16 protein-coding genes are annotated in these 17,434 nt (G+C 70.4%); 1 reads left to right on the top strand and 15 read right to left on the bottom strand.

What is annotated here, in order from left to right; translation table 11 throughout:
* Positions 1-100: 100 nt before the first annotated feature.
* The 9 genes from ACIA6A_RS28860 to ACIA6A_RS28900 all read right to left on the bottom strand — a co-directional run bounded on the left by ACIA6A_RS28860 (position 101) and on the right by ACIA6A_RS28900 (position 8,947).
* Entirely contained in the window at positions 101-1,318 is a 1,218-nt protein-coding gene (locus ACIA6A_RS28860; protein WP_396101029.1) for a sensor histidine kinase, read from the bottom strand.
* 85 nt (positions 1,319-1,403) lie between these two features.
* On the bottom strand, positions 1,404-2,192 hold the full coding sequence (locus ACIA6A_RS28865; protein WP_396101030.1) for a glycerophosphodiester phosphodiesterase: 789 nt from the start codon (positions 2,190-2,192) through the stop codon (positions 1,404-1,406).
* The gene (locus tag ACIA6A_RS28870) at positions 2,189-2,524 is read right to left on the bottom strand and encodes a rhodanese-like domain-containing protein (protein ID WP_396101031.1); all 336 of its coding nucleotides are present in this window, start codon (positions 2,522-2,524) and stop codon (positions 2,189-2,191) included. The genes ACIA6A_RS28865 and ACIA6A_RS28870 overlap by 4 nt, the downstream gene beginning before the upstream one ends.
* Positions 2,525-2,539: 15 nt before the next feature.
* Positions 2,540-3,721: an LCP family protein gene (locus ACIA6A_RS28875; RefSeq protein ID WP_396101032.1), complete on the bottom strand. Its 1,182-nt coding sequence runs from the start codon at positions 3,719-3,721 to the stop codon at positions 2,540-2,542.
* Positions 3,722-3,885: 164 nt separating this feature from the next.
* Entirely contained in the window at positions 3,886-5,157 is a 1,272-nt protein-coding gene (locus ACIA6A_RS28880) for an LCP family protein (RefSeq protein ID WP_396101033.1), read from the bottom strand.
* A gap of 109 nt (positions 5,158-5,266) precedes the next feature.
* Entirely contained in the window at positions 5,267-6,232 is a 966-nt protein-coding gene (locus ACIA6A_RS28885) for an NAD-dependent epimerase/dehydratase family protein (protein WP_396101034.1), read from the bottom strand.
* A 69-nt stretch (positions 6,233-6,301) separates the two neighbouring features.
* Positions 6,302-7,972, bottom strand: coding sequence for a cation acetate symporter (locus tag ACIA6A_RS28890; RefSeq protein ID WP_396101035.1), 1,671 nt, complete (start codon positions 7,970-7,972; stop codon positions 6,302-6,304).
* Positions 7,969-8,301 carry a DUF485 domain-containing protein gene (locus ACIA6A_RS28895; protein ID WP_396101036.1) on the bottom strand — a complete coding sequence of 111 codons (333 nt, stop codon included), beginning with the start codon at positions 8,299-8,301 and terminating at the stop codon, positions 7,969-7,971. Before ACIA6A_RS28895 ends, ACIA6A_RS28890 begins: the two co-directional genes overlap by 4 nt.
* Positions 8,302-8,410: 109 nt before the next feature.
* Complete coding sequence (locus tag ACIA6A_RS28900) at positions 8,411-8,947, bottom strand: flavin reductase family protein (RefSeq protein WP_396101038.1); 537 nt, start codon at positions 8,945-8,947, stop codon at positions 8,411-8,413.
* Positions 8,948-9,095: 148 nt separating this feature from the next.
* Between ACIA6A_RS28900 and trpS the strand changes: the two genes are divergently transcribed.
* Positions 9,096-10,073, top strand: a complete 978-nt coding sequence (gene trpS / locus ACIA6A_RS28905) for a tryptophan--tRNA ligase (RefSeq protein WP_396101039.1) — start codon at positions 9,096-9,098, stop codon at positions 10,071-10,073.
* On the opposite strand, the gene ACIA6A_RS28910 is transcribed toward trpS, so the two are convergent.
* The 6 genes from ACIA6A_RS28910 to ACIA6A_RS28935 all read right to left on the bottom strand — a co-directional run bounded on the left by ACIA6A_RS28910 (position 10,063) and on the right by ACIA6A_RS28935 (position 17,346).
* Positions 10,063-11,652: an ABC transporter permease gene (locus tag ACIA6A_RS28910; protein WP_396101040.1), complete on the bottom strand. Its 1,590-nt coding sequence runs from the start codon at positions 11,650-11,652 to the stop codon at positions 10,063-10,065. The genes trpS and ACIA6A_RS28910 overlap by 11 nt on opposite strands.
* Positions 11,649-12,425 carry an ABC transporter ATP-binding protein gene (locus ACIA6A_RS28915; RefSeq protein WP_396101042.1) on the bottom strand — a complete coding sequence of 259 codons (777 nt, stop codon included), beginning with the start codon at positions 12,423-12,425 and terminating at the stop codon, positions 11,649-11,651. Before ACIA6A_RS28915 ends, ACIA6A_RS28910 begins: the two co-directional genes overlap by 4 nt.
* 58 nt (positions 12,426-12,483) lie before the next feature.
* Positions 12,484-13,161 (bottom strand): hypothetical protein, encoded by a 678-nt coding sequence (locus tag ACIA6A_RS28920; protein ID WP_396101043.1) that lies wholly within the window; start codon positions 13,159-13,161, stop codon positions 12,484-12,486.
* Positions 13,162-13,247: 86 nt separating this feature from the next.
* Positions 13,248-14,873 carry a cation acetate symporter gene (locus ACIA6A_RS28925; protein WP_396101044.1) on the bottom strand — a complete coding sequence of 542 codons (1,626 nt, stop codon included), beginning with the start codon at positions 14,871-14,873 and terminating at the stop codon, positions 13,248-13,250.
* Positions 14,870-15,256, bottom strand: a complete 387-nt coding sequence (locus ACIA6A_RS28930) for a DUF485 domain-containing protein (RefSeq protein WP_396101045.1) — start codon at positions 15,254-15,256, stop codon at positions 14,870-14,872. The genes ACIA6A_RS28925 and ACIA6A_RS28930 overlap by 4 nt, the downstream gene beginning before the upstream one ends.
* 86 nt (positions 15,257-15,342) lie before the next feature.
* Entirely contained in the window at positions 15,343-17,346 is a 2,004-nt protein-coding gene (locus tag ACIA6A_RS28935; protein ID WP_396101046.1) for a DUF4153 domain-containing protein, read from the bottom strand.
* Positions 17,347-17,434: the final 88 nt, after the last annotated feature.

A 17,434-nucleotide genomic window follows, 5' to 3' on the forward strand; every position in this document is an offset into this window, starting at 1 on the left:
ACCGGGTTTGTATCCGACCGTTCGGACCGCGCAGCGAGGCGCAACCTGGGCCCGTCGCAGGCCGTCACGATCCGGACTCCATGCCCCGGGGCATGGCGGGTTATGCGCGGGGGAAGCGGACCTCGACGACCGTGCCGCCGCCCTCCCGGGGCCGCAGCGAGACCCAGCCGTGCTGGCGTTCCACGATCCTGCGGACCAGATAGAGGCCCAGGCCGGCGCCCGGGTTGCGGCCGTCGGGGTCGGGATCGCCCTGCCAGTAGCGCTCGAAGGCGAGCTCGACGTGTTCCGGCCGGACGCCGATGCCCCGGTCGGCGACCCGGAACGTCACGGTCGACTCGTCGGCCTCCGCGGTCACCGTCACCGGTGTCTCGGCGGGGGAGTACTTGTCGGCGTTGGTGGCGAGCTCGGTGAGGATCGTGGCCATCGAGTCGCGGTCGCCGAACGCCTTGGGCAGCTCGGCCGGCAGGTCGGCGAGCACGAGCCGGGGCCGCAGCGCCTCGGGCAGCTCGGTGACGGCCGCACGGAGCCCGTCCACGAGGTCGAACGGGCCGGGCGGGGAGCCGCCGGCCTCGCCGTCGTCGCTGGTCGCGGCGAGCAGCCGGTCGACCAGGCGGGCGAGCTCGCCGGCCCGGGAGGCGATCACCCGGACCGCTTCCTGGCGGCCGACCTCGTCGAGGGAGCCCCAGTGGTTGGTGAGGGTGTCCGCGTATCCCTTGATCACGGTCACCGGGGTCCGCAGCTCGTGACTGGTCACCGCGACGAACAGGTCGCGGTCCTGCTGGCGGCGCTGGTCGGCGACGGCGGTGCGGTCGAGCACGGCGCCCTTGGGGTCGCCGGGGCCGGGCCGGGCGGCGGCCCGGGCGCCGTAGACGTGGCCCACGTTCGCCGCGAGCAGTTCCAGGACGGCGTGGTGCTCCGGGCCGGGCTCGGTGTCCTCGGCGCCGTAGTAGACGTGCAGGGTGCCCACGACCAGGTCGCCGGCGGAGCAGCGGGCCCCGAGCGCGTGGTGCAGGCCGGCGTCCTCGATGTCGTGCAGCGAGTCGAGGCTGACGAGGCGGGTGTTGCGGCCGGCGAGCAGTCCCTCGTCCTCCCGGTCCACCCGGCGGCCCAGCGCGCTCTCGCAGGCGCCGCTGGCGGCGACGATCCGGCCGTGGCCGGGGTGATACTCGGCGAAGCCCGCGCCACGGCCGCCGAGGACGTGCTGGGCGAGCCGGACGATCTGGTTCAGGACGGCGAGACCGGTCTCGCCCGCGCTGATCCGGCCGAGGAGAGCGATCTGCCCACGCGTGAACGCGGTGTAATCAGGTCGGTCCGGCATATCTGCGAGTCTGCCTCGCTTCCGCGCTTTTTGGCAGAGCGGTAGGTGTGGATCTTGGGGATAATTCTGGCGAGAGTGGCGGCTGTCACACTGGGCGTGCGTTTTCCAGCTTGTCGATCACGAAGCGTGGCCGGTCACTGATGATGCCGTCGACGCCCTGCTCCAGCACGAGGTCGAGATCGGGCTCGTTGTTCACCGTCCAGACGTAGGTCTGCAGCCCGGCCGCCTGAAAGTTCCGGACCAGCGTCGGCCGGGAACGCACCAGGCCGATCCCGGGACCGGCGATCCTGGCCCCGAACGGCAGCCGGCCGCGACCGACCCCGGGAGGCGGTATCTCCAGCAGATACACGGTCGGCAGGCCGGGCGCGAGGGCCCGGATCCGGCGCAGCGCCAGCGCCGCGAAGGACATGACCGTCACCTGTACGGGATCACCCGGCACCGGCTCCGCGAGCCCGAACTTCCGTAACATCTCGACCAGGCGCCGCTCCACCTCGCTGCCGTAGCGTGACGGATGCTTGGTTTCGATGAGTAACCGGACGGCACGGCCGGAATCACGCAGCGCCGACAGCAGCCGGTCGAGGGTGAGCAGCCTGGTGTGCTCCGCGGTCAGCTCGGCGGCGGCCGCCGCGGCGTGCCAGGAACCGAAGTCGAGGCCCTCGAGCTCGGCCAGCGTCTTCGCGCTGACCAGCCCGGTGCCGTTGGAGGTGCGGTCGAGGCGCCGGTCGTGCACGCAGACGAGGTGCCCGTCCCGGGTCAGCCGGACATCGCACTCGACCCCGTCGGCGCCGTCGGCGAGCGCACGGAGGTACGCCGCGAGCGTGTGCTCGGGCAGTGCGTCCGCCCCGCCGCGATGGGCGAAGACCAGGGGCCTCACAGCACCCGGGCCGGCTGCCCGTTCTCACTGACCATGTCGCGCCCCGCGGCGGCCCAGGCCTGCATGCCGCCGTCGAGGTTGCGTACGTTGTCCCACCCGTTGCCCATGAGGTAGGAGACGACCTGGCCGGAGCGCCCGCCGACCCGGCAGACGACCACGACCTCGGCGTCCTTCGGGATCTCGGCGACCCGCGCCGGGACCTCCATCATGGGCAGGTGATGGGCGTCGGGCGCATGTCCCGCCGACCATTCGTCGGGCTCGCGCACGTCGAGCAGGTAGGTCGAGCTCTCGACCTGGGTGGCTGTCACGCTGGGTACCTGAGGTCCGAACACGATTCCAGCGTAGAGCTACTTCTCGTTGGCCACGACGTCCGGGTTGGCAAGGATGAACTCGGCGAGCTTGTCCTTCTTGACCGCCTCGTACATCTCCATGCTTTTCGGCGTGATCGTCTCGCGGCCGGCGCCGTTCCCGGCGAACGTGCCGTTGTTGGTCCGCAGCAGCACCATGTCGTTGGCCGCCACGCCCTTGAGGCCGAAGATGAAGTCGGCGACCGCGACATCACCGGTGTCGAGCACGAACGCGTCGCCCGCCGCCTTGATCAGCCCGTTGACCTTGACCGGGTTGGTGAGCACCCCGCTGTTCGCGGCCTTCTTGGCGATCGCCTTGATGAGCTGCTGCTGGTGGCGCTGCCGGTCGTAGTCGCCGTTCTTCAGGCCGTAGCGCTGCCGGGCGTAGTCGAGCGCCTGCCAGCCCTCCATGTCCTGGCAGCCCTTCTCGTACCAGATCTCCTTCTTGGTCCCGCCGACCTTGCGGGCGTCGGCCAGGTACAGCGGCTTGCCGTCGACCATCAGGATGTGGTGCGACTTGACCCGCTGGTCGACGCACATCCGGACACCCTTGAGCGCGTCGATGATGCCCTTGAAGCCGTTGAAGTCGATGATCGCGGCACCGTCGAAGTTCATCCCGGTGTTCTCTTTGATCGTCTGTGCCATGAGCTGCGCGCCGCCGGCCCAGCCGCCGCCGTTCTGGGCGCCGTGGAAGAACACCTCGGTGGCCTTCGCGGTGCCGCCGGGGTAGCTCGCCTTGGGGAACGCCGGGACGTTCATCTCGGTGTCCCGCGGGATCGACACGAGGTACGCCTGGTCGTGGCTGGCCGGGATGTGCAGCGCGATGATCGTGTCCGACCGCAGGTCGTCGACCGCCCAGCGCTTACGTGCGTCGACGCCCATCAGCAGGATGTCGACCGCGCCCTTGATGTCGCCGCCGCCCTCGGCCTCGTTCTTCTTCGTGCCGCCGAGCAGGTTCTCCTGGGTGACCGCACCGGAGGCGCTGTGCACGAACCACTTGGTGCCCGCGACGCCGGCGCCGCTGGTGAGGATCAGCACCGCGCCGAACGCGACGGTCAGCTTGGCCCAGAGCGGGTCCCGCCTCTTCTTGGCGGGTTTGGGCAATGGCCCCGACGGATGGTCCCGGGTCGGTTTGCCGTCCTTGTCCAGCGCCGGCGGGCGTCTGGTGGCATGGACGGACATACGGACTCCAAGCGTCGGCAGGGAATGGCGGATGTCACTGTACGTTCAACTCGCATCCCGTGCGAGGCCTTGTCTGTTTCAGCTCCATGACATGCGGTGTTCATGCAAACGGCGCGGGTGGCGATAACCGCCGACCCGCGCCGTTTGTCCGACTTAACGCGTGCTTACTTCGTGGGATTCGCCGTCATCCAGTCGCCCACCTTGTCGTCGGTGACCGCTTTGTACAGCGCGAGCGCCTTCTCCCGGTCCGAGACGACGACGCTCTGCCCGTCGATGGTCTCGCTGCCCTTGTTAGGGCTCGTGATGAAGGTGAGGTTCTCCCCGCGGAGGCTGCGGAACTGCACCGCGGCGTCGGTGAGCGAGAAGTCGTTGTCGGCGGTGATGGCCTTGGTGACCGACTTGAGGAAGTCGTCGAGCTTGCCGGGGCTGGCCAGCGTGCCGCTGCTGGCCGCCTTGTCCATCAGCGCCCTCAGGAATTCCTGCTGGTGGCGCATCCGGTCGAAGTCGCCACGGGGGAACTGCTTGCGCTGCCGGATCCAGTCCAGCGCCTGGGCGCCGTCCATGTGCATGGTGCCCTTGGTGAACTTGCGGAACGGCTTGTGGATCGACGTGATGCTGCGGTCCACCGGGAGGTCCACGCCGCCGAGCGCGTCGGTGACCTCCTTGAAGCCGCCGAAGTCGATGGCCAGCACGTGGTCCAGCTTGACGTCGGTCATGCACTCGACCGTGCGCACCGCCCGGGGCAGCCCGCCGAACGCGAACGCCGCGTTGATCTTCGCCCGGCTGCCGTCGCTGCACGCCGCGTCGTTGGCCTTCGGGATCGTCACCCACAGGTCGCGGGGGATCGAGATCAGCTGGGCAGACTTATGGTCCTCCGGGATGTGCATGATGATCAGCGTGTCCGCGCGCCAGGCGTTCGTGTCTTCCTTGGAGGCGTCCGGATCCCGCGAGTCGCTGCCGACCAGCAGGATGTTCAGCGCCCCGTCCACCGTCTTGGCCGGGCGGCCGTTGGTGATGTCGGAGAACGCGTCCGTGCGCTTCAGGTCGTCGTCGAGCCCGTTGGCGTAGCTGTACAGCGAGATGCCGGCGACCAGCGCGATCACCAGGACGACGCCACCCGCGACGAGGGCGATCCGGCCCCAGCGCGGCTTGCGCTTGCCCGAGTACGGGCGACCGCCACCGCCACCGGACCCGCGCGGCGGCGGGGGGCCCACCGGTCCACCCGGTCCGCCACCCGAACCACGGGGTGGCCAGTCGCCGTCGTACTGACGACCGGTGGGAGAAGACTCGCCCCGGCCACCGCCCGGGCGGGCCGTTCCGACCCGGCCGGAAGAGCCAGGCACCGAGGATCGATCCATAGCACCCGGCATACCCACCGGACCCGGCACTGAAGCCCGGCCGGCCGGGCCACCCCAAGGGGACGAAGTCGCAGACATGAGACCAGATTACGAGGCGCGCACCAGGTAAACCCCTCTTCGACACCGGCTGGCACGAAGGCAGGAGACAATTACTGTTCGTGCAACGTTCACTACGGTGCTGAATGACTCACCGGGCGAAGAAGTCGATCGTGCGCCGCAGCCCCTCCTCGGGGCCCACCTCGGGCTCGTATCCGAGCAGCGTACGCGCCAGTGTGAGGTCGGGGCGGCGCTTCTCCGGGTCGTCGGAGGCGCGCTCGACCAGGGTGATCTCGGAGGCGCTGCCGGCGAGTTTCACGATCAGCTCGGCAAGCTGGAGCATCGACAGCTCGTGCTCGGTGCCGCAGTTGATCGGGCCGGTCTCGGTGGAGTCGAGCAGCAGCAGGATGCCGCGGACCAGATCGTCGACGTAGGTGATCGACCGGGTCTGCGTGCCGGTGCCCTGCACGGTGATCGGCAAGTCGGCCAGCGCCTGGCTGATGAACGTCGGGATGGCCCGGCCGTCGTCCGGGCGCATCCGCGGACCGTACGTGTTGAAGATGCGCACGATGGCCGTATCGAGCCCGTGGAAGCGGTGGTATCCCATGGTGGCGGCCTCGGAGAAGCGCTTCGCCTCGTCGTAGACCGAGCGCACGCCGATCGGGTTGACGTTGCCCCAGTAGCTCTCCGGCTGCGGGTGCACGGCCGGGTCGCCGTAGGCCTCGGAGGTCGACGCCATCAGGAAGCGCGCCGAGTCGGCGACGGCCCGGTCGAGCAGGGCCAGCGTGCCGAGCGAGCCGACCTTGAGGATCTCGACGGGCAGCTTGGCGAAGTCGGTGGGGCTGGCGGGCGACGCCATGTGCATGATCGCGTCGAAGCGCCCGGCCAGCGCCGGGTCCGTGGGCAGGCCCGCGGCGAGATCGGCCTCGACCAGGGTGAACCGCGGTTCGTCGGCGAGGTGCGCGACGTTGTCCCGGGCACCGGTGACGAAGTTGTCGACGGCGACGACCGTGCAACCCCGCGCGATCAGCGCATCGACGACGTGGGAGGGCACGAAGCCGGCCCCGCCACTGACCAGAACCCGATGCCCCTTGCCGAACCGCTGCTGAACCGCCATGGGCGCCACTCTAACGCCAGGGGCCGGCGCGCTGTCCACGCGTCGGCCCCCGGGTGGGAACAACAGCCGTCAGTGCGCTCCGTGCCCGGTGATCGACCGGACCTCGAGCTCGGCGTACTTCTCGGGGTCGGTCTCCTTGGAGATGACCGTGCCGATCCAGCCGCAGAGGAAGCCGATCGGGATCGAGATGATGCCGGGGTTGCTCAGCGGGAAGAAGTGCCAGTCGCTGTCCGGGAACATCGCCGTCGGTGAGCCGGAGACCACCGGCGAGAAGAACACCAGGAGCACCGCGGCGGCGAGGCCACCGTAGGTCGCCCACAGTGCCCCGGCGGTGTTGAACCGCCGCCAGAACAGGCTGTAGAGGATCGTCGGCAGGTTCGCCGACGCGGCGACCGCGAACGCGAGCGCCACCAGGAACGCCACGTTCAGGCTCTGCGCGAAGATGGACAGCACGATCGCGACCGCGCCGATGCCGAAGGCCGAGAACCGGGCGACCCGCACCTCGTCCCGTTCGCTGGCGTTGCCCCGCTTGATCACGCTGGCATAGAAGTCGTGCGCCACGCTCGACGAGGACGCCAGGGTCAGCCCGGCGACGACGGCGAGGATCGTGGCGAACGCGACCGCCGCGATGATCGCCAGCAGGACCGACCCGCCGGTTTCCCCACCGAGGAAGTCGATGCCCAGCTTCTGGGCCAGCTGCGGCGCGGCGGTGTTGCCGGCCTTGTCCTGCGCGGTGATCTCCGCGCCGCCCACCAGCGCCGCCGCACCGAAGCCCAGGGCCAGGGTGAACAGGTAGAACGTGCCGATGATGCCGATGGCCCACAGCACGCTCTTACGGGCGATCCGGGCCGTCGGGACGGTGTAGAACCGGGTCAGGATGTGCGGCAGGCCGGCCGTGCCGAGCACCAGCGCGATGCCCAGCGAGAGCAGGTCCATCTTGCTGTAGAACGTGGCCGACGCGCTCGCCGACTCGATGCCGTACCGGAGTCCGGGTTCCAGGAAGGCTTCGCCCTTGCCGGACCGTTGCGCGGCGTCGCCGAGCAGCGTGGACAGGTTGAACTTGTAGTGCGCCAGCACCAGCAGCGTCATGATCAGCGCGCCGGTCATCAGCAGGAACGCCTTGACGATCTGGACGTACGTCGTGCCCTTCATGCCGCCGACCACCACGTACACGATCATCAGCGCGCCGACCAGGATGATGGTGGCGATCTTGGCGGTGTCGGCGTCCATGCCCAGGAACGTGGTGCCGGGGCGGATGCCGAGCAGCAGCGACACCAGAGCGCCGGCGCCGACCATCTGGGCGATCAGATAGAAGATCGACACCACGATGGTGGAGACCGACGCGGCCGTACGGACCGGGCGCTGACGCATCCGGAACGCCAGCACGTCGGCCATCGTGTAGCGGCCCGAGTTGCGCAGGAATTCCGCCACCAGCAGCAGCGCGACGAGCCACGCCACCAGGAAGCCGATGGAGTACAGGAAGCCGTCGTAGCCGTACAGCGCGATCAGTCCGGCGATGCCCAGGAACGAGGCGGCCGACATGTAGTCGCCACCGATCGCCAGGCCGTTCTGGAACCCGGTGAACTGCCGGCCACCGGCGTAGAAGTCGGTCGCCGTCTTGGTCTGCCGGCTGGCCCAGATCGTGATGCCCAGCGTGATCGCGACGAAGACCAGGAAGAGCGTGATCGTGAGGGTACGGCTCGTGGAGTTGCCGGCCTCGGCGGCGATGAGGGTGTTCACTGCGCACCCCCGCCGTCGAGCTCAGCCTTGATCTTGTCGGCGACCGGGTCGATCTCCTTCGCGGCGTACCGCGAGTAGTACCAGGCGATCACGAACGTCGTCACGAACTGCAGCAGGCCGAACAGCAACGCGATGTTGATGTGGCCGACGATCTTGACGGACATGAAGCCGCGGGCGTACGCGGACAGCAGGACGTACAGCGCGTACCAAAGGAAGAACGCGATCGTCATGGGAAAGACGAAGTTGCGGATCCGGCGCCGGAGACCGGCGAACTCGGCGGACCTCTGGACCTCGAGATATTTCTCGCTGGATGTCGCTTCGGTCGTCACGTGGGCTCACCACCTTCGTGGGGGCGGGTGTTTCCGGCACCGTACGAAGGTCGGGACACCGTCACTGACCGCCGGTCGGCGGTTGCGCCGAGTGGCGCTCGGCGTGCGCTTACCGGTCCAACGAGCGGTAGCGCCCGCGGAAATGCATCAGTGGATCACTCGTGTGGGCGCCCGCGGCGACGGTCTCGATCGTGGCCTCGACGAGCAGCGCCCACCCGTACGGCCGGTCCGCGTCGAGCCGGCAGCCCGCCCACGTCGCGGCGTCACCCGGCACCGGGCCGTACTCGGTGTCGGTCCAGTTCCCGGCCGCGAACAGGCCACCGGGCGCGGGCATCAGCCCGGCGAACTTGTCGGCGAGCTGCTGGTCGTCCGGCCCGAGCGGGGTGACCGCGAAGCGCCCGGCGACCGAGACGGCGTCCCAGAAGTCGCTCTCCTCGTCGACGAGCCCGAGCACCCGTCCCGGCTCCCCGTCGGCGACCAGCATCGACGAGACGGTGAGCCCGGACGGACCCGGCGCGGTCCACAGCGTGACCGGCGCGGCCAGCCGTCCGCGCAGCCGGCGTACCGGGGATTTGTCCTGCTCGGGAGTGGCGAACGGGTCACTGGAGTGGATGTGCCCACCCGTATCTGGTTTCACGTGAATCATTCTGCCGGGTAGCCTCGACCCATGAAGAGCGTGCAGAGCTGGCGTCCGTCTTAACGACGGCTACCCCACCCACGCACGCTCGGGCCGTCCAGTCGGACGGCCCTTTCTCGTTTCCGCAGGGCTGTCCGCGAACCCTGAAGGAGAAACGATGACCAAGCGCGTCCTCACCGGCGACCGGCCGACCGGCCCGCTGCACCTCGGCCACTATTTCGGGACCCTGCGCAACCGGGTACGCCTGCAGCGCGAGGGTCTGGACATGATCGTGATCGTGGCGGACTACCAGGTGCTGACCGACCGCGACGTCGCGGAACGCCTGACCGAGACCGTCGACGAGCTGCTGCTCGATTACCTGGCGGTGGGGCTCGACCCGGACACGACCACCGTCTTCACGCACAGTGCCGTGCCCGCACTGAACCAGTTGCTGCTGCCGTTCCTGAGCCTGGTCACGGTCGCCGAACTGCAGCGCAACCCGACCGTGAAGGACGAGGTCCAGCACTCGCGGCAGAGCGCGGTCAGCGGGCTGATGTTCACGTACCCGGTGCACCAGGCCGCCGACATCCTGTTCTGCAAGGGGGAGCTGGTGCCGGTCGGACAGGACCAGATGCCGCACATCGAGATCACCCGGACCGTGGCGCGCCGGTTCAACCAGCGCTACGGCCCGGTCTTCCCGGTGCCGGACGGCCTGCTCAGCGTCGCGCCGCTGCTGCCGGGCACGGACGGCCGCAAGATGAGCAAGAGCCGGGGGAACGCGATCGCGCTGTCCTCGACCCCGGACGAGACCGCCCGGCTGATCAAGGGCGCGACCACGGACGCGGACCGGCACATCACGTACGACCCCGAGCGCCGCCCCGGGGTCTCCGGTCTGGTCCAGCTCGCCGCACTCTGCCTCGACCGGGATCCGCACGAGGTGGCGGACGGGATCGGGGATGCCGGCTCGGCGGCGCTCAAGCGCACGGTCACCGAGGCGGTCAACGAGTTCCTGGCGCCGATGCGGGAGCTCAGGACGGCGTACGCGAAGGATCTGGCCTTTGTCCGTGATGTCCTGCACCGGGGCAACGCGCGGGCGAACGAGATGGCCGAGCGGACCCTGCGGGAGGTGCGGGTCGCGATGGGGACTACGTACTAGCCGACACGGTCGCGAGGAGCTCCGGCATCCGCCTGTCCAGCACCGGGCCGGTCAGGCGGAGGCCGAGCAGGAACGCGGCGGTGCCGTAGCCGATCCCGGCCGGCAGCCCGATCCACAGCCAGACGTCGCCCAGCAGGAACGCCGCGATCTGCAGCGGCACGGTGGCGAGCACCGAGCCGAACAGGGCCGCGAAACCGAGCAGTCCCTTGGCCAGGCCGCTACCGGAGGACATGGCGAACGGGCTGGCCGAGTCGGGCAGGGCGTAGGCGGCCCGTACCGAGATCGGCAGCACCAGGCCCATGGCCACGCCGAACGCCGCCACGACCGTGCCGAACATCGCCGGCACCGCGCCGAACTGACCCGCCACACCACCCACGACCAGGGAGAAGACGAGCAGTGCGGGGAACACGTACACCGCGTAGCCGGCCGCCCGGGCAGCCAGCTCGATCCGCCCCGGAACCCCGGCCACGACGTTGGCCGCGTAGGCACTGCCGTCGAAGCCGAACTGGTTGGCGAGGCTGACCGCCGCCAGCGCCGCGACGAAGACCAGGATCGTCACCGAGGGCGCGGTGGAATCGCTGGTCACGCCGAGGAAGATCGGCAGGAACAGACCGATCACACAGAACGTGATGAACGTGGCCCGGCGTCGCGTCTCGCGCCACCAGTAGCGCATCTCCCTCGCGGCGAGGGCACCGAAACGGGTGCTCGGCAGCCATCGGGGGACCAGCTGGGCGACCGGCTCGAGCTCGGTCGTCCTTGCGGCCCGGCCCCCGCCGCCGGCAGCGCCGAGCATCGCGCGTTCCAGCGACGCCGACCACCACCACAGCAACAAACCAACGGCCACGACCACGATCAGGACCTTGACGGGTACGGCCCAGAAGCGGCCCGCCGCGACGTCGAGCCCGAGCGTGTACGGGGCACCGAACGGGGTCCACGCGACCACATCGGTGACCCGGCCGACCCGGTCCCAGTCCGCCCGCTCGATCGCCGCGGCCAGGCCCAGTTGCAGCGGGCCGAGCAGCCCGGCCGTGCCGGCGAGCGCGACCGTGGCCAGGTCCCGGGCCCGGCGACTGCGCAGTGCGGTGGCGAAAGCGCTGGTCACCGCGCGGCAGAGGGCGGCGCACAACACGATCCCGCCGGCCACACCGAGCAGTTGGGCCAGCGCCGCGACCACCCCGCCCAGCTCGGCGGCGGCGTGCACCGTGCCCAGCGTGGCGCCGAACGTGGCCAGCGCCGGCACCCCGGCCAGCGACGCCGCGAGCAGGCCCCGGACCAGCGTGGGGCGGGGCAACGGGAACAGGGCGAAGCGGGCCGGGTCGAGCGACTCGTCCACGCCGAAGAACACCAGCGGCAGGAACAGCCAGCCGAGCACGAGCGCCGCGCCACCGAGCGGGAGCAGCACCTCCGCGGCCCGTTGCTCGTGCAGCAGGCCGGGCAGGGCGAAGACCACGTAACCCAGGATGCCGAACACGGTTCCGAACAGGACGCCGAGCACGAACATGGTCACCCGCCGGCCGCGCCCGCGCAGGCCGTTCGCGAGCAGGCGCAGCTTCAGGCGTACGAAGTACCGGGCGCTCACAGCCACGACAGTTCCGAGCCGGTCGCCGTCCGCCCGCCGACCACCTCGACGAACACGTCCTCCAGGGAGCGCCCGCCGCGGACCTCGTCCAGCGTGCCCCGCGCCCGGATCTGCCCGTCCGCCATGATCGCCACGTGGCTGCACAGCCGCTCGACCACGGTCATCACGTGACTGGACAGCACCACGGTGCCGCCGCCGGCCGCGTACCGCTGCAGGATCCCGCGGATCAGTGCCGCCGACACCGGGTCGACGGCCTCGAACGGCTCGTCCAGCACCAGCAGCCGGGGTGCGTGCAGCAGCGCGCAGGCCAGCCCGATCTTCTTCTTCATGCCGGCCGAGTAGTCGACGACCATCGTCCGGTTGCCGGCCCCCAGCTCGAGGACGTCCAGCAGCTCGGCGGCGCGCCGGTCGACCACGCCGGGATCCATGCCTCGCAGCAGACCGTGGTACGCGAGCAGCTCGGCGCCGGTGAGCCGGTCGAACAGGAGCACACCGTCGGGCAGCACGCCGATGCGGGACTTGGCGGCGACCGGGTCGGCCCAGACGTCGTACCCCAGGATCAGGGCCTGACCCGCGTCCGGCCGCAGCAGGCCGACGGCCATCGAGAGGGTCGTGGTCTTGCCGGCGCCGTTGGGGCCGAGCAGGCCGAGGAACGAGCCGGCCGGGACGTCCAGGTCGAGGCCGGCGACCGCCACCTTGGCGTCGAACCGCTTGACGAGGCCACGCAGCGCGAGCGCGGAATCGGGGCTGTCGCGCTGATGGGGGACCGTCATGACGCCGAACTTAACGGTTAGTGATCGCCGCGGCCACCCCGCGCGCCGATATGGCCACTCAGCCGACTCGTTCGATCACAGCGCGTCGGATGAGGAATTTGCCCGATTCGCGAACCTGCTCGAACGCGGCGTCATTGAGCAGCACGCAGCTGCCGGACGGGGTGGCCACCTTGACCGTGATGCTCTTGTTGTTGTCCAGGTTGGTGACCCGCAGCGTGGTGCCGATCGGGAACGTGCCGCTGGACGCCGCCGGCGCGCCCGCCTCACCGGAGAGCGTCACGGTCGAGCCCTTGCAGACCACGTCGCCTTTTTCCCCGGCCTGTTCTTCCTCGGCCGGCGCCTGAGTGGCCGGCTTCGTCGCGGCCGGGGGCTGGGCGACCGCCGGGGGCTGGGCGACCGCTGGGGGCTGGGCGACGGCTGGGGGCTGGGCGACGGCTGGGGGCTGGGCGACGGCTGGGGGTTGGGCGACCACGTCACCGGTGCAGCCGGCGGTCGCGCGGCGCTGATTGATCAGGTCGACGACGGCCTGCCGATTGGCGATCCGGGCGTCGGAAAGGGCGTCCGGATTCGCCTTCTGATCGGCGATGAACGTCAGATTGTTCTGCAGCGCGGTGTCGAGCCCGGCGCAGCTCTCGCCGGCGCTGCTCATCCCCGTGCTGACCGCGAACGCGCCACCGGCGAGGGCCGCGGCGGCCAGGCCGATGAGCACCTTGCGCGTCTTGTTTCTCCGGGACATGTCCGCTCCTTCGGTCGACTTCCCTCCAGTACGGAACGGCCACCGGAACAGGTTCAGTAAATAGACCTTAAAGATATTTAATGTCGTCAGAGCCGCAACGATTCCGGGGCGTGCAGCCGCAGCATCGTCGCGCCTATGTCGGCGGGAATCCGGCGTTTGGTCAGCAACGACCCGGCCACCATCACCACGAAAGCGAGCGGCACCGTCCACGCCGCAGGCTGTTGCACGACCTCGGCCGCCCAACCATGCAACGGCGGCCCCAGCACGGTCACCAGCACCGCCACCATCGCCGCGCCCCCACCCGCGAGGATCCCGGCGGCCGCACCGGCATCGGTCAGCCCCCGCCACCAGATGCCCAGCACCAGCAGCGGGCAGAAACTGGACGCCGCCACCGCGAACGCCAGCCCCACCACCCGGGACACGTCCATGTTCGCCACGCCGATCGCCAGCACCATCGGCACGCTCGCGGCGAGCACCGTGGCCAGCCGGAAGTCGCGGACCGAACCACCGCGCCCGGCGTGCAGCACATCGGTGAAGACCACCCCGGCGACGCTGGTCAGCAGCCCGGACGAGGTGGACAGGAACGCCGCGAGCGCCCCGGCGGTGACCAGCGCGCCGAGGAAATGGCCCAGGATCCCGCCGCCCAGTGCGGCCTCCGGCAACAGCAGCACCACGGCGTCGGTCTGCCCGGTCATCAGCAACTGTGGCGTGTAGACCCGGCCGAGCACGCCGTACAGGGTCGGCAGCAGATAGAAGAGCCCGACCATGGCCAGCACGACCAGCGTGGTCCGCCGGGCCGAGGCCCCGTCCGGATTCGTATAGAACCGCACCAGCACATGCGGCAGGCCCATCGTGCCGAGAAACGTGGCGAGAATCAGCGAATACGTCGCGAACAGGCTGGTGTCGCCGCCCGGCAGCAGCCAGTCCGCCCCGATGTCGGGATCCACCGAACTCACCCGCGGCACCGGATCGCCGGCCGCGAAACTCAGCTCCTGTCCTTTCCGCACGGTGACCGCGCCATCGAGCACCGCGTCCTCCTGCACCACGACAACGGTCGCCGCGGGAAAGACCGGGCCGCTGGGCGGGGAAACGGCCGGGCGCCCGTCCGACTGCCATTGCAGGATCAGAAAGATGACGGGTACGGCCAGCGCGGTCAATTTGAGCCAGTACTGAAAAGCCTGCACGAAGGTGATCGCCCGCATCCCGCCCAGCGCCACGTTGGCGGTGACGACGAGCCCGACGAGCAGCGCACCCCACTCGTACCGGCCGCCGGCCACGGTGGTGAACGTGAGCCCGGCCCCCTGCAACTGCGGCACGAGATACAGGCACCCGATGAAGATCACGAAGACGGTGGCGAGCCGTCGCAGGAACCCGGAACGCAGCCGTACCTCGCAGAAGTCGGGCAACGTGAACGCCCCGGAGCGCCGCAACGGTGCCGCGACGAACAGCAGCAGGGCCAGGTATCCGGCCGCGAAACCGACCGGGTACCAGAGCACGTCGACGCCGTAGCGCAGCACCAGCCCGGCGACCCCGAGGAACGACGCGGCGGACAGGTACTCCCCGCTGATCGCGGCGGCGTTCCAGGCCGGGCTCACCGACCGGGACGCCACCAGGAAGTCGGAGGTCGTCCGCGCGAACCGCAGCCCGTACACCCCGATGCCGACGGTGATCAGCACGACCGCGACCAGCCCGGGGACGACGTACGGATTCACGCGTCGGGCCTGCGGATGACCGCGGTGAAGTCCTGCTCGTTGCGTTCGGCCCAGCGCACGTACGCCCAGCCGACGAGCACCAGGAACGGATAAGCGAGGACGCCGAGCAAAAGCCACGGCAGGTTGATCCCGAGCACCTTGACCCGGGCCACCCCGGGGGCCACCGCGAACAGCAGCGGGAGCGCCCCGAGCCCGGCCGCGACCACCAGGCTCAGCCGGACGGCGAGCGCGAGCTGAGCCCGGACCAGCCCGTTGACCAGTGCCTCCCCGATCGGTGTGCCCTCGACCAGCTCGGCCCGCGCCGGATCCGGGGCCGGCCCCCGGACAGCGGCCTCCCCCAGCACCACCCGCACCCGCACCGGCCGCGGCGCATCATCACCCACCCCGGCAGTCTCGCCCCCCGCTCCACAAAGTCAAGACGGCTGATGGGCACCCCCACGCTGCCGCACCCCATACCGCCGCGCCGTGGTCAGCGGCCGCTCCAGACGCCGGGGCAGTTCGTTCCCGGCCTCGGCGGGTCGGCGGCGAGCAGGTCGCGGGCATTTTCACGGGACCAGTTCCACTCCTGCCAGCTCTGCGCCTCGCTCAGGAGGGGCGCCAGCGTGCGAAGCGCGCAGTCCCGGTGCCCGGCCGGAAGCCCGTCCAGCGCCGGCACCGCATCGGCGGACAGCGTGGACAGGTAATAGGTGTCGATGGTGTGCGACTGCTCGAACTGGGCGATGTTGCGTTCTGCGATGACCCGGTCCGGATCGGCCGCGGCGAGGCCGAGCAGCGCCAGCACCCCCACCGCGATCACCGCCCGGGGCAGCCAGGCCGCCCGCATCCGGATGCCGGCGACGAGGATGAGCAGGAAGACCACACCCAGCCAGGCCTCGCAGAGCGCTACCAGGATCCGGAGCCGGGTGAGCCCGTACGTGTCCGCGTACAGATTCATCCGGTGCAGCGCCGATCCCACGATGACCAGGGTGAGCACCGCCAGGGCACCCAGCAGAGCCCGGATCCACACCCGGTCCCCGGTGGTCCGTCGCGATGCCCACCGCGCCGCGCCGGCCAGGACGAGCAGCGTGAGGCCGGTGACGACCAGCAGCTGCCAGAATCCGCCCCGGGCATACTCGGCGTAGGTGAGGCCGTCGGTCGCCAGCACGTGCTCCGAGCCTCCGAAAAGGACGGTCAGCTGCACCCCCACGAACAGGGCGAACAGTGACACCAACAGGAGTAGCGGGATCGCCCACTCGAGCCGCGCGACCCGTCGGCCACTCCGGGTGTCCAGGCCGGACAGATCCGGCGGGGCGGCCCGCAGGAACGCCGCACCACCGAGCGCGAAGACCGTCACCGTGAACAGGAAGATCCACCGCACGACCGAATCCGCCCGCAGGTCCGGCACCACCGCCTCGACAATGCCGGCAAAAGCCGCATCCGCCGACGCGAAGAGCGCACCGAACACCACGAGCAGTGCCACCGAGACCGCAACGGTCGCGACCAGCCGTACGCCGTCCCGCCCCCTACGCAGTGCCTTGATCCCCCGCAGGATCCATGGCAATGACCGGAACCCGGCGATCGGAGCCGCCCACACCGACCGGACGATCCCCTTCGAAGAGCGCCCACCGGCGACGGCCAGCGCCCCGGTCAGGAAGGCGGTGCCGACGCAGAGCATGAAAAGCCAGTCAGCGGCCCGGAAACCACCCACGGCAAGCAGCGCGACAGTCGCCGCCGACCATCCGAACCGGGACCCGTCCAGCGAAGGAGCCCGCCACCCCACCAACGGCACCGGCCCGGCTGCGGATTGCCTGGCAGTAGCCGTCGAGGCCGCCCGCGCTGGCGCACCGGACGCGGCCGTCGAGGTCGCGCCCCAGCCAGGCACCGCCGGCCCGGCCCCAGCGGTCACGGCTTCGCTCACGCCGGGCACCGCCGGCCCGGCCGCGGTGGTCGCGGTGTCGCCTACGCCCGGCGGCGCCGAGCTGGCTTCATCAACCACGGTTTCGCCTGCGCCGAGCAGCGCTGGCTGGGCTGCGGTGGTCGCAGTTCCGCCAGGCGTCACCGTCGCGGCCGCGGTCGTCGCGGTTTCACCCAGGCGGGCCGGAACCGGGCTGGGCTGGGTGGGGGCGGGTGATGCTGCGCTGGGCGAGGTGGGGGCGTGCGATGCTGGGCTGGGTGATTCTGGGTTGGGCGATGCTGGGTTGGGCGGCAGCGGGCTCGGGCGCGGCTTTCGACCGGCGATGATCAGGGCCGCTACTCCCGCGATCGCGGCGACAACCCAGCCGATGCCGGCCTGGTCGAGGGGGACACTGAGGGCGGCGACCGCAGCGGCCGCGGCGATGGACCAGATGGTCGCTGCTGAAGCGGGGCCGGCGGGTCCTCGCCACCGCCGTTCGAGGAACGAGGGGTGGTCGGCCCAGGGGCCGTGCATCAGCGGAGCCTGCGGCGGCAGGGGCAGGCCGGGGCGATGCGGTGCGGGCTGGCTCGTTGTCGTCATGGCTCGTCTCCCGGTCGTTTGGGCATGGTTCAGCCGGCCCCGGGCCTGAGGTCGGCATGGGGGCCTGCGCGTGCGGGTGGATCAAGGG

It is taken from the genome of Actinoplanes sp. NPDC051494 (assembly GCF_044454705.1).
Classification (GTDB): domain Bacteria; phylum Actinomycetota; class Actinomycetes; order Mycobacteriales; family Micromonosporaceae; genus Actinoplanes.

Bases quoted from the DNA above. Each gene is read 5' to 3' on its own strand.
- ACIA6A_RS28860 (WP_396101029.1), bottom strand. From the start codon at position 1,318: ATGCCGGACCGACCTGATTACACCGCGTTCACGCGTGGGCAGATCGCT.
- ACIA6A_RS28875 (WP_396101032.1), bottom strand. From the start codon at position 3,721: ATGTCCGTCCATGCCACCAGACGCCCGCCGGCGCTGGACAAGGACGGC.
- ACIA6A_RS28880 (WP_396101033.1), bottom strand. From the start codon at position 5,157: ATGTCTGCGACTTCGTCCCCTTGGGGTGGCCCGGCCGGCCGGGCTTCA.
- ACIA6A_RS28885 (WP_396101034.1), bottom strand. From the start codon at position 6,232: ATGGCGGTTCAGCAGCGGTTCGGCAAGGGGCATCGGGTTCTGGTCAGT.
- ACIA6A_RS28900 (WP_396101038.1), bottom strand. From the start codon at position 8,947: ATGATTCACGTGAAACCAGATACGGGTGGGCACATCCACTCCAGTGAC.
- trpS (WP_396101039.1), top strand. From the start codon at position 9,096: ATGACCAAGCGCGTCCTCACCGGCGACCGGCCGACCGGCCCGCTGCAC.
- ACIA6A_RS28915 (WP_396101042.1), bottom strand. From the start codon at position 12,425: ATGACGGTCCCCCATCAGCGCGACAGCCCCGATTCCGCGCTCGCGCTG.
- ACIA6A_RS28920 (WP_396101043.1), bottom strand. From the start codon at position 13,161: ATGTCCCGGAGAAACAAGACGCGCAAGGTGCTCATCGGCCTGGCCGCC.
- ACIA6A_RS28935 (WP_396101046.1), bottom strand. From the start codon at position 17,346: ATGACGACAACGAGCCAGCCCGCACCGCATCGCCCCGGCCTGCCCCTG.